This window comes from Psychrobacillus sp. NPDC093180 (assembly GCF_044754065.1).
Lineage (GTDB): Bacteria > Bacillota > Bacilli > Bacillales_A > Planococcaceae > Psychrobacillus.
On record NZ_JBIVOJ010000008.1, the window covers coordinates 211,431 to 224,234 of the forward strand.

A 12,804-nucleotide genomic window follows, 5' to 3' on the forward strand; every position below is an offset into this window, starting at 1 on the left:
ATGTATCGTTATTATTCAGTTAATCTAACGGCAAGAATTTTACCATATGAGAGCCATTTGGATAAAAAAGATAAACTAGAGCTGTATGTGGATGCTATCCACGAAGAGGATCGGAAATTTTTGAAATTAGTGCAAGACATCATGGCGGACGACGCAAGTACTGGTAAAATTGTAGAAGCCATTGATCAAAATGCAAATGAGCAATATCAAAAAAACGAGGCGGCACTTCAACTTGTTAGTTCAGATATTTCGAAGATGGTTCAATCCTTCGATGATCAAGTGGATGATATGAAAACACAATCGATGACAATTGACTATCGAGTGTGGGAGGAAGAGGCGGAGGCCAACTAAATAGAAGGTTAATAATCTTTTATAGACGTCTGAACAAAGAAAGACATAATATAGTTTTACTATAGTAGAAATCGTCCACTCATATAATCGATGAACGATTTCTTTTTTCTTTTGTTAAAGTTAGTAGTTGATTTCTCCTAATGCATCCGTTAATGAAATAAGAGATTTTGTATCAATTGACCGGAGATAGTCTTCAAAAGTATCTCTCCATACACAAACTTAGTTAATCCAATGTGGAGGACGTTGTAGATGAGAGGGTAATATTGTCTCTACATCACCTTTAGCTGAATTAATTTGCATTTGAGTTAAGAACATGCTCGTTGATAAGTTTGCCCCACTTAAATTAGCATCACGCAAATCGGTACCAATAAAATTTACCGCTCTTAAATCTGTATTTTGCATATCGGCAGCAATTAAATAAGCTCCCCTGAAATCAGTTCCCCTCAAATCTTTATCCTTTAATTTTTTTCCTATCCAATCGGCTCTTGCATGGTCATAATCTTTCACCTTTTTAGCGCCAGGTAACTTTGCAATAATATTCTCTCTAATAATATCACTTGCTGCTGTAAGCAATTCATTCAACGTATATCGATACATCACTAGATCAAGAGATAATAGTTCATCAGAATCCAACTTGGTTAAATCCTGCAGCTCCATTAATTTCTGACTCAACTTATCAGATAAGTTAGCCGGAATATCGTACGAAATGGCTTCTGCTGCATACGCAATCATTTCATGGATTTGCTCCATTATAGGAAATGCTTGGAACATTTTTTCTCTAGTTTCAGGATTATCTCGCCAACTTTGGCCATTAAAAGTAACTTGAGAAACTACTTGCCCAGCACCTAAACAGTCAAATACTGTACAGCCTTTAAAGCCTTTTTCTCTTAACTGGCTATGAATTTGGCAACTATAATCAGATTGTAAATTCATGCAAGGAGTACCCGCGGGTTTAATAATTGGAAAATCACTAGATGGCATAATATTAAGTGCTGTGCAGCAGAGTCCAAAGCATTTAGTACAATCAGCAATTAACCCTTTTCTTATATTTTTGGCTGTTTCTTTATTCATTTTTAACCCTCTTTAAATTTCTACTTTTCAGTTGAGCAACTATGGTTTACCAATTACGGGATATACATCCGTTATATCTTCTAAATCTTTAATCAAATCCTTTAAATACGATTGATTTGACATAAATTCAAAGGACAGTACTGCACCAGTTCCTACTGGATAACAAGTCTCTCCAGACCATTCTATATGACCTAACCTATCCATTTTTCCCTCAAAGTGTATAAAGCTATCTAAATTATTCAATATAGCTTTACCCGATAAATGCTTGTCCATTAACTTCAAATCATCAACAAAATCTCTAATTTCATCTGTCCTTAAACTTGCATTAAAATCAACATAATACCCTGGAATTTCAACTTTTACATTTGAAACAACCCAGTTTCCATCCCAATAATCATAGCTATTCGGATGTTCACGTCCTAAGATCTCTATTTCAATTTTAGTTTTCTCTCCTGACAGACGAAACTTCACCTTACCACCTCAAACTTCAACTATTTTCCTTATTGGATTAAACTAAGGTATTAGTTTAAATGCAATTTAATGGAATTAATCAATTTTTCTCTTAAAGACAGCCTATTATTTATTCAACGAAAATGTTTCTATATTCGACCAATCTCTCGTATGCTTCAATGTAATTTCGATAAACATTGCTAGTGCTGGGGAAACCCATTTGTTTTTATGATAAGCAAATTGAGAGAAAATCGGATAAAAGCCTCCATCACAAGGAATCACTTTTAATTTCTCTTCTTTGATTTCTTCGTTTACTGCCATTAAAGGTAGGCAGGCAATACCTAAACCACTCATGACACAACGTTTCATCGCTTCTACACTCCAAAGCTTCATCGTATGAGAAGGTGTAATTCCTCTATCTCCTAGGTATTCTTCAAACATATTTCGGTAACTACAATCTTCCTCATTTACGATTAAACACTCGCTTAGTTTTTGATGTTCATAGCTTTTATCTAAGTTATTCAGCGAACAGTCAGGACTTCCGACTAGGACAATGGGCTCGGCTAATAATGGTTGAATGATTAAATCAGAATCCTGTAATTCTGGTAACATAAGAAATGCAATATCTGCACTACCACTAAGTATCGCTCTTTTGTTATCTCCGCAAGTGGCGTTACTTAAACTAATGCTCACATGGGGAAACTTCTTTCTATATTCTCTTAAAATTGGTTCTAAACGATATACAGTCACGGACTCTGGAGCGGAAATCTTTAACTCACCTCTGATTTCCTCTTCATTACTAGTAATACTTTCAATCCTTCCGTAGGTTTCTAATATTTCTTTCGTATAGGGTAATAACTTTTTGCCAACATCGGTCAATTTTAGTTTTCGCCCCATTCGATCAAATAAGGGTGCTCCTAAATGTTCTTCCAGTGCTTGTATATGAGAAGTTACCGTAGATTGTGTATATCCTAAATGTTCTGCAGCCTGGGTGAAGCTTCCCGTTTCTATCACTTTTTTAAACGTAACAAAATGGCGTATTTCCATTATTTCACCTACTTTGATTTTATGTTTATTACAATAGTATCAAAGAAATCAATACTTCACTTCATGAATTTCAATTTTACTGATAATTTAATATAGGTTAATGTTAAGAGAAATATCCAAAGTGGGAGGGGAATGTTTTGAAACGTATACATTATAGTTGGTTTATCCTTGCTGTAACATTTTTCTCCATTATAGTAGCGGGGATTACGATGTCGTCATCGGGAGTTTTTATAACTCCTTTCGAAAGCGAATTTGGCTGGGATCGATCGGTTATTGCAATTGCTTTTGCGATTAGCTTGTTCTTATATGGAATATCTGGCCCGTTTATGGCGGCATTACTCAATGTGATGGGCTTAAGGAAAATGATGATGATATCGATGGCCACTTTACTAATGGGGATGCTTCTCACTTTTATTATGCAACAAGCATGGCAGCTAATCCTCATTTGGGGAGTCATTATTGGGCTTGGATCTAGTCTTTTTTTAACGGTGTTAAGCCCGTATGTGGCGAATCATTGGTTTGAGAAAAGAAGAGGTCTTGCAGTAGGGATTTTAACTGCGAGTACAGCGACTGGACAGCTCATTTTACTTCCTGTTTTAGCGGGAATTATTGAGAACTATTCGTGGCGTCCAGCGATGGGATTAATCATGACTTTGAGTTTGATTATGCTCCTCATCATTTTAGTTTTTATGAAAAACAGTCCAAAAGATATCGGACTTCTTCGATATGGGCAGGAAGAGGAAGTAGAAGACGGTGAGGAAGAGCAAAAGGAAAACCCTATTGTAACTGCTTTCAAGGGGTTAAAGGAAGCGGTGAAGGTGAAGGAATTTTGGTTGCTAGCAGGCAGTTTCTTTGTTTGTGGGTTTTCTACAAACGGTTTATTGGGTACGCATTTTGTTTCCTATTGTATCAGTTTTGGTATTCCTTTAGTTACAGCAGCGTCACTTCTGTCGTTTATGGGAGTTTTCAATTTGATAGGTACGACATTATCTGGTTGGTTATCAGATCGGTTTGATAATCGCTGGTTATTATTTACCTATTATGCTTTAAGAGGAGCCTCGCTTGTTTTTTTACCTTGGGCGTTAAAGGAAGGTTCTATGACTTTATTATTTATCTTTTCTATATTTTATGGATTAGATTGGATTGCTACTGTGCCACCCACAATTAGTATTTCTAGACAAGTTTTTGGCATTAAGAAAAGTGGTGTAATTTATGGATGGATTTTTGCATCTCACCAGGTAGGTGCGGCAGCTGCAGCCTACGGAGGGGGTCTCGTTTATAAGTTTTTTAATACGTACACTTTGTCCTTCTTATTGGCGGGAGTTTTCTGTTTATTGGCAAGTTTTTTTGTCATTTTCATAAAAAAACAGTATTCTGGTCGATTGGCCTAATTACAGAAAACATATGTCACAAAATAAAGGCATACTCCTTAATAAAGGAATATGCCTTAAAGTGATGATCTGAGAGGGATTCGAACCCCCGACCCCGTCCCTGTCAAGGACGTATTCTCCCGCTGAACTATCAGATCGTTATATGTTTCTTCCGCTATTATATAAGTTTGGTCTACAGAGTACAATACTTTAAATGACTATTTTTCTATTACGGCTTTAGATGTATTTGTAAACAATGCTCTAGTCTATTTATTTATATAGCAGTTAGCCTATACTAGAAAGTATAAGTTAGTACGGCGAAAGGAGAGGACATATGGTTGATTATACAAAAGAAGTAGAGCAACAACTTCAATTTTGGAAGCATAGAATGACAAAAAAATCTGGTATTTTAGGCCGGGCTTCTAAAAATGTACAGAACAAGGTTAATGGTCTTATTCCGGAAAAGTTCCATCAAGTGATGACAGAAAGTATTAAAAACATGGTAAAAGCAACGCTTGTAGGCTCCAACATAACAACGAAAAAACGTTTGCCATTTGAGCTCAGCCTATATGAACGAGACGAGTTACTGAAAGAAAAACTTTCTACTTTCAGAAAAACAGCTGTTATTGAAGGTGCTGGTACAGGAGCAGGCGGAATACTGCTAGGGCTTGCTGATTTCCCATTACTATTATCGATAAAAATGAAATTCCTTTTTGAAGCTGCCGCGATCTATGGATTTGATACGGATGATTATGAAGAACGACTTTTCATTCTACATATTTTTCTATTAGCTTTTTCAAGTGAGGAAAAACGAAAAGATGCATTGTATATTATTGAAAACTGGGAACACCAAAAGCATTTGATTGCGGATATGGACTGGCGAGAGTTCCAGCAGGAGTATAGGGATCATATTGATTTGGTTAAAATGTTTCAGTTACTGCCTGGTATCGGAGCGGTTGTTGGGGCGTTTGCCAACTATAAACTGCTTGACCAACTTGGAGAAACAGCTATGAATTCATATCGGATGCGTTTAGTGAGCGATATCTAATTGACTCTCATAAAAAATGATGTTATATTGTAAATATTCTAATTAAAGGTGTGGTGAAGTATGTCGGTTGTAGGTATAAACTAATTTAGTTTAATAAGGCTTTTAATCACTGGTTTGAACCAGTTTATTAAGTATGCCTTGTTCCATGATGTGTAAGCAACATTGTGGATACCTACCTAAAGACTGCTTCCTTTTCCATATAATCGTTTGACATAATAGTATGTTAAAACGAAGAGCGTGGTGGGATTTGTCCTGCTATGCTCTTTTTTCTATCCTATTATTGGTTGACGATTCAAAATGTCTTGTGACGACCACAAGGCAAATGCCCGCAGGAGCTTTCTATCCATTTTTCGGTTTGAATCCGTAATTATGGAAAGGTAGGAGAGTTCTTGCGGGCATTTTCTAATTTCATTCAGTAGAGGTTTAAATCCCTACTGAATGAAATTAGAGCCTCCGGCGGATGTCACAGATTTTGAAAGGAGTGAATTGAGCTTGCTCAATTCAAAATCTGGACGCAAATACGCCAAGGCGAATTTGATTAGATAAGGAGGAGTAAAAATGAATAAGATGACATTTGAAAAATTACAATATAACGAACTAAAGGAAATGGTGAAATCCCATTGCGTAAGTAGTTTAGGGAAAGAATTACTGGATAAGCTACAGCCTAGCACCAATAGTAAGGTTGTAAAAAATAGACTATATGAGACAACAGAGGCTCGAAAACTATTGGATACGGAAAGCCATCTCCCATTAAAGGGGATTTCCAATATAAATTATTTGATGGAAAAGCTTGAAAAAGGGATGATCTTAGGTCCTTCTGAGCTAGTAGCTATTTCCGATTTTTTAAGAGGGTGTCGGGTGATAAAGAAGTTTATGTTAGGAAAGGAGTTTTTTGCTCCTGTCTTACATGCTTATGCATATTCGATGATGGAATTTCAAAGTATTGAAGAGGATATTAATTACTCCATTAGAGGGAATAGAGTCGACTCGGAGGCTAGCAAAGAATTAAAGCGAATCCGAAACCAAATGGCAAAAACAGAAGAAAAAATAGAAGAACGATTAAATAAGTTTTTAAAAAGCAGTGCGAACAAACAATATATTCAAGAATTTTTCATAAGCAAAAAAGACGATCGGTTTACAATTCCGATTAAGGCTTCCTATAAAAACCAAGTGGAAGGCACCATTATCGAAGCTTCTTCCAAAGGTTCTACGGTATTTATAGAGCCAGCTGCTATTTCTAAATTGAATGCAGAACTAGCTGCTTTAAAGGCTGAAGAGTCAATGGAAGAGTATCAGATTCTAGCTACCCTTTCAGGAAGCATTCTTGAGCAAACAAGCCAGATCAATATCAATATCGAACTTATTGCTCAGTATGATATGATTTTTGCCAAAGCAAAGTTTAGTAAAACGATGGATGGAATAGAACCAAAGTTAAATAATCATGGGTACATTAAGCTGATAAGCTGTAAGCATCCACTATTGTCAGGAAACATTGTGCCTTTAGATTTTGAGATTGGAAAAGATTATCGAAGTTTAATCATTACTGGGCCTAATGCTGGAGGAAAAACAGTCGTGTTAAAAACGATAGGAATCCTAACTTTAGCCATCATGTCAGGCTTTCATATAGCAGCAGCTGAAGGTACGGAGCTAGCAGTTTTCGATCAAATCTTTGTAGACATCGGGGACAATCAAAGCATTGAAAATTCCCTAAGTACATTTTCATCTCATATGAAAAACATATCCGAAATTATGAATATGTCCACGAATAATACCCTCCTCCTTTTTGATGAGATAGGAAGTGGGACAGAACCGAACGAAGGGGCAGCACTAGCAATTGCCATACTCGAGGAATTTTATCAAATGGGCTGTATGACGGTTGCGACGACTCACTACGGAGAGATTAAACGTTACTCAGAAATGCATAGTGACTTTATGAATGCTGCGATGCAATTTAATAGCGAAGCGTTAGAACCGATGTATAAGCTTTTAATCGGAAAATCTGGTGATAGCAATGCACTGTGGATTTCTAAGAAAATGAATTTACGTGAAAAGGTGCTACAAAAAGCACAGCGTTATATAGAAAATAAAACATATGACCTTGAGCGAGTAAGAGACAATAAAATAAAAAAACCACTCCTTGTTGCCAACCAGGAAGAAGTAACATATGAATTTGAAGTAGGAGACAGAGTAAAACTAACTGAACACGAGGATTTTGGAATTGTGTATGAGAAAAAAGATAATTATAATAATGTGGCCGTGTTTTATAAAAATGAAATAATAAAAGTAAATGCAAAGAGAATGCAACTGGAAGGAAGAGCAAGCGATTTATATCCAGAAGGATATGACTTAAATAGTTTATTTGTTAGTTACGTAGAACGGAAATTCCAACATGACATGGAAAGAGGCTCTAAGAAGGCAGTGAAAAAGGTTTCAAAAGAAATGAAGAAAAGGCTCAGTGAATAGTACCTTCAAATAGTTTAGGTAAATTCATACCCAATATGGGTTAATCGATGGTTTAGAGGGTAGAATAAATTAGGAAATTCTATTTTATAAGATGTTAGGAGGAAATTGGGATGGATGAAAAAATGGGTGGTATTGAAGTAGGCGAAATTCTTACTGTGATGGATGAAGATAATCGAGAACAAGAAATAGAAGTAATTGGTCTATTAACGATTGAAGATAAGGAATATGCAGCAGTTGCATTTGCAGATGATGCTCAAGCAGAAACGATAGATGAGGTAGACGTATTCTTTTTCCAAGTGATAGATGGAGAGGAATTAGCGGAAATAGAGACGGACGCGGAATTTGAAAAAGTATCTGCAGCATTTTTAGAAGCTCAAGAAGCTGAAGATGAGGAATAAAAAAATGATTAAAAAGAGAGGGGATTAATTCCTCTCTTTTTTAAAGCAATCCCTCTCGACAATTTGATTTTCCTTGCAATTTATTATATTTTTTAACTTCGCTTATTGTCTCCTCTATTTCTTTCATGTAATGCTCAAATAGATGATCATTTCCTGATTCGTTAAAATTCTGTCGATCAATAGAATTTAACAATGCAATTATTCCTTTACACTTTAAATCATCAGAAGACGGGATTTTAGATTCTCCCTCAATTTCCCCTTTTACTACTAACTCCCCATTGCTATCTTCCATTTTAAATGAGAATTTTTTTGTGTCATTAAGGTGCATTTCAGAACACTCCTAACATAATAATCGAATCCCTTAATATAATATATCCGCGATGAATAGTTTTACTCATATATTGTATTTGTACCAGTATATCTAAGCGATTTTAATCAATATTATTACTATTGGAATTGGACGTCATTGTTTAAGGTATATACTACTAAATAATTGAATCTATATTGAGGGACAATACCAATTTTTGTATTGCTAAAAAGCCTGTATTATATGATAATCCAAAGGTACGTTATATAGAGAGTTAAACATTTTACGTGAGGAGGAGTTAAGATGGAACAAAATCAAGAGACAATTAAAGTAGGACAAATTTTCACCGTGCTAGATGAAAACGATCAGGAGCAAGAAATGGAAGTGCTCGGATTGCTAACTGTTGAGAGTACAGAATACGCCGCTGTAGGATTTGTAGAAGATATTCAATCTGAATCAGACGAGGATATTGATGTGTTCTTTTTCCGAGTAGAAGATGAGGAGTTATCTTTTATCGATACAGATGAAGAATTTGAAAAAGTATCCTTAGCATTTTCAAAATTAGAGGATGATACGATTTTATAAAAAAGGAAGGGCTTAACAAAGCCCTTCTTTTTTTTATAGGAATGTTCTCCAGTCACTTAACATAGAATCTTAAGGATTGTGCATGAGCGCCAAGAAAGGAAGAGAATAACAGAATTATAAAATATTTTATTCACAATTTACAGAATATAATGTACAATTTAGAGATTACAAGTTTAGGAGGATTATTTTGGCGAAATTAAAGAAATTTGGAATTGTATTAGCTTCATCTGCTTTATCTTTTGGCATGTTTTCTTCTATTGCAAGTGCTTCCCTCAATGAAGAGGGGCAACAAGAAAGAATCCAAATTCAAGTTGCTTCAACAGAAAATGTTTTTACGAAGAATGATTTAATTAAAAAGTTTCATGAGTTATTTCCAAAGAAGTTTGATTTTTTAACGAGTAGTGACTTTTATATGGGCGGTGCTCACGTTTACCCTGATGATAATACTGTACGTTATGATTTGTCTTTTAACAAAACGATTGATGGAAAACGAGTGTATGGAAGTGTTGGATTTGTTGGAGAAAAATTAGAAATTGAGCAATTCTACTATCAGCCAGCTCTTGAAAAAGACTCGTTATTTCCAGCAAAAGTCTCTAAAGAAGCTGCAAAGAAAATAGCGATTGATTTTGTAGCACAATTTTTGAATGCAGAAGATTATGAGCTAGAGCCAAACTATTATAACTATTATCCTCAACAAATTTTAACAGAACCGATTCGTTACTCCTTTTCTTTCGCACGTACGGAAAATAAAATTTCTATCGCTGATCAAAGAATAGAAGTATCAGTTCTTGGAAATGGGGAAATCGTTAACTTTTACAAAAATCCTATTAAATCGGAAAAAGCTACATTTGACGATGCAAAACAAATAAAGGATCAAAAAGTGATATTAGAAAAAGTAAAAGAAAATCTATCAGCAAGTTTGCAGTATCAGCTAAATAACGATTACCAAACTGGTGAACGCAATGTTCAGCTTGTCTATCAACCAACAATGAAATGGCAAGGTGTACATGCATCTACAGGTAAATGGCTTACTTCCAATGGTTACGTAGAAGAAGTTCCCAAAATAACGAAAATCGAAAAGTTAGCTGCTAATCCATTGCCTCCAAAACAAAAGGGTATTACAGTCGAGTCTGCAAAAAAAATAGCGGAACAGTTCCTGAATTTTAAATCCGATAAAGTTAAATTGACTATTTCATCACTAGATGAGATTGAAAACTATAACGGACAGCCTGTTATTAGTGTCCAGTATATGTATAACTATGCGACCGGTGGAACTGGTGGAAGTATAGAAATAAATAAAAATACAGGTGAAATTATTCAGTACTATGATGTTAAAAGCCACCTTCTTGAACAAATTGGAGAAAAACAGAAAACAGAAAAACCAATTTCTAAAGAAGCAGCGCTTGCTCAAGCAGTGAAATATTTAAAAGAGTGGGCACCATCTTATCTACACAATTACGCTATGCCTGTAGAGGAGCCTTTTTTTGAAAAGGGAATAAATAGTTATTATTTCAATTTCCCGAGAATTGTAAACGGTATTGTTGTGCAAGGTGATCAAATAGGAGTACAGATAGCAGCAGATGGTTCTTTAGGTAGCTTAAATATTAATTTCCAAGAGGTAGAAAACTGGCCTACGATAGATAAAATCATTTCTGCAGAAGATGCAAAAGCGAAATTAAAAGAGGCATTAAGCCTTAAATTGAATTATATGAAACAAGGAATAGATGAAGACAATCATCATTATGATTTAGTGTATTCTCCAACTTTCAATGAGGATCCAATGAGTTATTTAGATGCACAAACAGGAGAATGGAAAAGTATTTATGGGGCAAACAATACAACTGTCATTTCACATCCTTGGGCTGAAGAGGAACTTAACTATCTGATTAGTGCAAAAATATTGGATGTCAAAAACAACAAAGATTTTAATGCAGATGCTTCTATTACAAAAGGAGAAGCGTTAAAAGTAGTAATGAATTCCATTTCTTATTTTTATTCGGGTGGTTATTATGGGAACAGAGAAAATATGCCCCAAACATTTGATAATATAGATCCAAAGCATCCACTATATCAATCCGTAGAACGGGCAGTTGAAATGGGTGTTATTAAACCAGCGAAGAGCTTTGATATGGATGCTAAAGTGACACGAGAAGAACTAGCGGCTTGGTATATACGTGTGCTAGGACTTGAGCAAGCAGCTAAACATAGCGATATTTATAAACTAAACTTTGCGGATGCAAATAAAGTGAACAAGGAATATACTGGATATGTTGCACTAGCAAGCTCTTTGGGATTATTAGAGACCGATCAAGACAAGTTTAATCCTGAACAGGAAGTAACCTACGCGGAGCTAGCAGCCTCAACAATACGCTTAGCTCATGAAATGTCCGAAAAAAGAAATGGTATCTATTATTAATAAATAGTTGAAAGTTTTAATGGCTTCTGCCGTGTATTTATACGGTAGAAGCTTTCACTTTGACTGAGGTGGAGATTGTGTGAGGATAACTGTTAGCATTCTTTCTATGTTATTTGGAGCAATATTAGTAAATACAACTTTTGGGTCCCATAATGTTATAGAAAATTTTATTTCCCATGCTTATGGAATAGTTTTTATCGTTTTAGGCGCATTACTTCTAATTCATCGGAAGAATAAAAAAGGAAAACTATATGCTAGACCAATGGGGATAGCGATAGCTGTGAGTGTATTTGGGATTGGAATGATATTAAAGCCGGTACTAACTTCAAGTAGTGGATTAGTGGGATTAGGAGTATTTTTTGTGATTGTCGGCTTGATTATAGCATTGCTTGACTATTTAGAAGAATAATACATAAAAGAAGACAAAAGCATCGATGCAGGAAAATACACATCGATGCTTTACTATTTAACGAAGAACTACTTCGTGTTCCCCTTCACTATCTACTGCTACTAATACTAATGAATTGTCTCGCTCTGAAATAGGTAACGGAACTTTTGCATACAGGTGGATAGTTTGTTCTTGTAAAGAATCAACATTAGATGCACCAAACTCAGTTCCATCCAGTGATTCGGTAGTTGCAATGAAATCGAATTCATGTTTGTTATCATAAATCGCTTTAAAACTTACAGAGCCAAATGAGTGGCCGTAGTGGAATGTCTCCATTGTGTCATTACTAACTTTCCCCGTTAAATGAAGATAGATTTCGCTATCTGTCATTATGCTGTGCGGGTCTGCCCCGGTTGATGTTGTAAATTCTTTTGTAAACTCGGCATGATCTAGTGTCATTATAACGTCACCGTCTTCATATTCCAAGACGATATCCTCTTTCAATAGGTTTTCGCCTAGCGGTTGCGCTTCTGGATTCTTTTCTTCCACTTTGGACTCCGTATTATTTACTGCTTTTTCGGTATTAATGGGTTTATTTTGTTTTTCTTTTGACGGGTTGTCCACTTCTTCTGTAAGCTTTTTATTTTCGTTTTCTGCTACAGCAACTTCCCCGTCGTTACTACATGCTGCTAAGACAATAGCTAATAATGTTAATAGAATAGCAATACTTTTCTTCATATACTTATCTCCCTATCAATAATAATGTTCTATTTACTTTATTATAGTCAGCTAATTTTTGAGCTTGCAAGCCTATATGGGGATAGTTGGTAAAAATGGTTCTTTAGAAATCTAAGTTGAAAATAAGTCGAAATACCGTGTTTTATCGAAATAAATGAATTAAGTGAGAAGG

13 protein-coding genes and 1 tRNA gene are annotated in these 12,804 nt (G+C 35.4%); 8 read left to right on the forward strand and 6 right to left on the reverse strand.

Annotated elements, in window-relative coordinates; translation table 11 throughout:
• Window positions 1–351 carry a hypothetical protein gene (locus ACIP9W_RS13860; RefSeq protein ID WP_400790384.1) on the forward strand — a complete coding sequence of 117 codons (351 nt, stop codon included), beginning with the start codon at window positions 1–3 and terminating at the stop codon, window positions 349–351.
• 219 nt (window positions 352–570) lie between these two features.
• Here ACIP9W_RS13860 and ACIP9W_RS13865 read toward each other — a convergent pair whose 3' ends face one another.
• From ACIP9W_RS13865 to ACIP9W_RS13875, 3 genes are all read right to left on the reverse strand, one after another.
• Window positions 571–1,422 carry a pentapeptide repeat-containing protein gene (locus tag ACIP9W_RS13865; RefSeq protein ID WP_400790386.1) on the reverse strand — a complete coding sequence of 284 codons (852 nt, stop codon included), beginning with the start codon at window positions 1,420–1,422 and terminating at the stop codon, window positions 571–573.
• Window positions 1,423–1,461: 39 nt separating this feature from the next.
• Entirely contained in the window at window positions 1,462–1,893 is a 432-nt protein-coding gene (locus tag ACIP9W_RS13870) for a WapI family immunity protein (protein WP_400790388.1), read from the reverse strand.
• A 105-nt stretch (window positions 1,894–1,998) separates the two neighbouring features.
• Window positions 1,999–2,919 carry a LysR family transcriptional regulator gene (locus ACIP9W_RS13875; RefSeq protein WP_400790390.1) on the reverse strand — a complete coding sequence of 307 codons (921 nt, stop codon included), beginning with the start codon at window positions 2,917–2,919 and terminating at the stop codon, window positions 1,999–2,001.
• A gap of 137 nt (window positions 2,920–3,056) precedes the next feature.
• Between ACIP9W_RS13875 and ACIP9W_RS13880 the strand changes: the two genes are divergently transcribed.
• The gene (locus ACIP9W_RS13880; protein ID WP_400790393.1) at window positions 3,057–4,310 is read left to right on the forward strand and encodes an MFS transporter; all 1,254 of its coding nucleotides are present in this window, start codon (window positions 3,057–3,059) and stop codon (window positions 4,308–4,310) included.
• 65 nt (window positions 4,311–4,375) lie between these two features.
• On the opposite strand, the gene ACIP9W_RS13885 is transcribed toward ACIP9W_RS13880, so the two are convergent.
• A tRNA-Val gene (locus ACIP9W_RS13885) sits at window positions 4,376–4,447 on the reverse strand.
• 176 nt (window positions 4,448–4,623) lie between these two features.
• Here ACIP9W_RS13885 and ACIP9W_RS13890 point away from each other — a divergent pair.
• The 3 genes from ACIP9W_RS13890 to ACIP9W_RS13900 all read left to right on the forward strand — a co-directional run bounded on the left by ACIP9W_RS13890 (window position 4,624) and on the right by ACIP9W_RS13900 (window position 8,198).
• A complete protein-coding gene (locus ACIP9W_RS13890) occupies window positions 4,624–5,337 on the forward strand; it encodes an EcsC family protein (RefSeq protein ID WP_400790395.1) in 714 nt (237 codons plus the stop codon).
• Between the two features lie 558 nt (window positions 5,338–5,895).
• A complete protein-coding gene (locus tag ACIP9W_RS13895; protein WP_400790398.1) occupies window positions 5,896–7,800 on the forward strand; it encodes an endonuclease MutS2 in 1,905 nt (634 codons plus the stop codon).
• A gap of 110 nt (window positions 7,801–7,910) precedes the next feature.
• Complete coding sequence (locus tag ACIP9W_RS13900; RefSeq protein WP_400790401.1) at window positions 7,911–8,198, forward strand: DUF1292 domain-containing protein; 288 nt, start codon at window positions 7,911–7,913, stop codon at window positions 8,196–8,198.
• A 40-nt stretch (window positions 8,199–8,238) separates the two neighbouring features.
• Here ACIP9W_RS13900 and ACIP9W_RS13905 read toward each other — a convergent pair whose 3' ends face one another.
• The gene (locus ACIP9W_RS13905) at window positions 8,239–8,526 is read right to left on the reverse strand and encodes a hypothetical protein (RefSeq protein WP_400790403.1); all 288 of its coding nucleotides are present in this window, start codon (window positions 8,524–8,526) and stop codon (window positions 8,239–8,241) included.
• Between the two features lie 282 nt (window positions 8,527–8,808).
• On the opposite strand from ACIP9W_RS13905, the gene ACIP9W_RS13910 reads away from it, so the two are divergent.
• The 3 genes from ACIP9W_RS13910 to ACIP9W_RS13920 all read left to right on the forward strand — a co-directional run bounded on the left by ACIP9W_RS13910 (window position 8,809) and on the right by ACIP9W_RS13920 (window position 11,915).
• Window positions 8,809–9,090: a DUF1292 domain-containing protein gene (locus ACIP9W_RS13910; protein WP_400790406.1), complete on the forward strand. Its 282-nt coding sequence runs from the start codon at window positions 8,809–8,811 to the stop codon at window positions 9,088–9,090.
• Window positions 9,091–9,277: 187 nt separating this feature from the next.
• Window positions 9,278–11,506 (forward strand): YcdB/YcdC domain-containing protein, encoded by a 2,229-nt coding sequence (locus ACIP9W_RS13915; RefSeq protein WP_400790408.1) that lies wholly within the window; start codon window positions 9,278–9,280, stop codon window positions 11,504–11,506.
• A 79-nt stretch (window positions 11,507–11,585) separates the two neighbouring features.
• Complete coding sequence (locus ACIP9W_RS13920) at window positions 11,586–11,915, forward strand: hypothetical protein (protein ID WP_400790411.1); 330 nt, start codon at window positions 11,586–11,588, stop codon at window positions 11,913–11,915.
• A gap of 57 nt (window positions 11,916–11,972) precedes the next feature.
• On the opposite strand, the gene ACIP9W_RS13925 is transcribed toward ACIP9W_RS13920, so the two are convergent.
• Entirely contained in the window at window positions 11,973–12,632 is a 660-nt protein-coding gene (locus tag ACIP9W_RS13925; RefSeq protein ID WP_400790414.1) for a hypothetical protein, read from the reverse strand.
• Between the last annotated feature and the right edge of the window lie 172 nt (window positions 12,633–12,804).

Coding starts and splice junctions, on each gene's coding strand:
- ACIP9W_RS13900 (WP_400790401.1), top strand. CDS start 7,911: ATGGATGAAAAAATGGGTGGTATTGAAGTAGGCGAAATTCTTACTGTG.
- ACIP9W_RS13860 (WP_400790384.1), top strand. CDS start 1: ATGTATCGTTATTATTCAGTTAATCTAACGGCAAGAATTTTACCATAT.
- ACIP9W_RS13890 (WP_400790395.1), top strand. CDS start 4,624: ATGGTTGATTATACAAAAGAAGTAGAGCAACAACTTCAATTTTGGAAG.
- ACIP9W_RS13905 (WP_400790403.1), bottom strand. CDS start 8,526: ATGCACCTTAATGACACAAAAAAATTCTCATTTAAAATGGAAGATAGC.
- ACIP9W_RS13875 (WP_400790390.1), bottom strand. CDS start 2,919: ATGGAAATACGCCATTTTGTTACGTTTAAAAAAGTGATAGAAACGGGA.
- ACIP9W_RS13910 (WP_400790406.1), top strand. CDS start 8,809: ATGGAACAAAATCAAGAGACAATTAAAGTAGGACAAATTTTCACCGTG.
- ACIP9W_RS13865 (WP_400790386.1), bottom strand. CDS start 1,422: ATGAATAAAGAAACAGCCAAAAATATAAGAAAAGGGTTAATTGCTGAT.
- ACIP9W_RS13925 (WP_400790414.1), bottom strand. CDS start 12,632: ATGAAGAAAAGTATTGCTATTCTATTAACATTATTAGCTATTGTCTTA.
- ACIP9W_RS13895 (WP_400790398.1), top strand. CDS start 5,896: ATGAATAAGATGACATTTGAAAAATTACAATATAACGAACTAAAGGAA.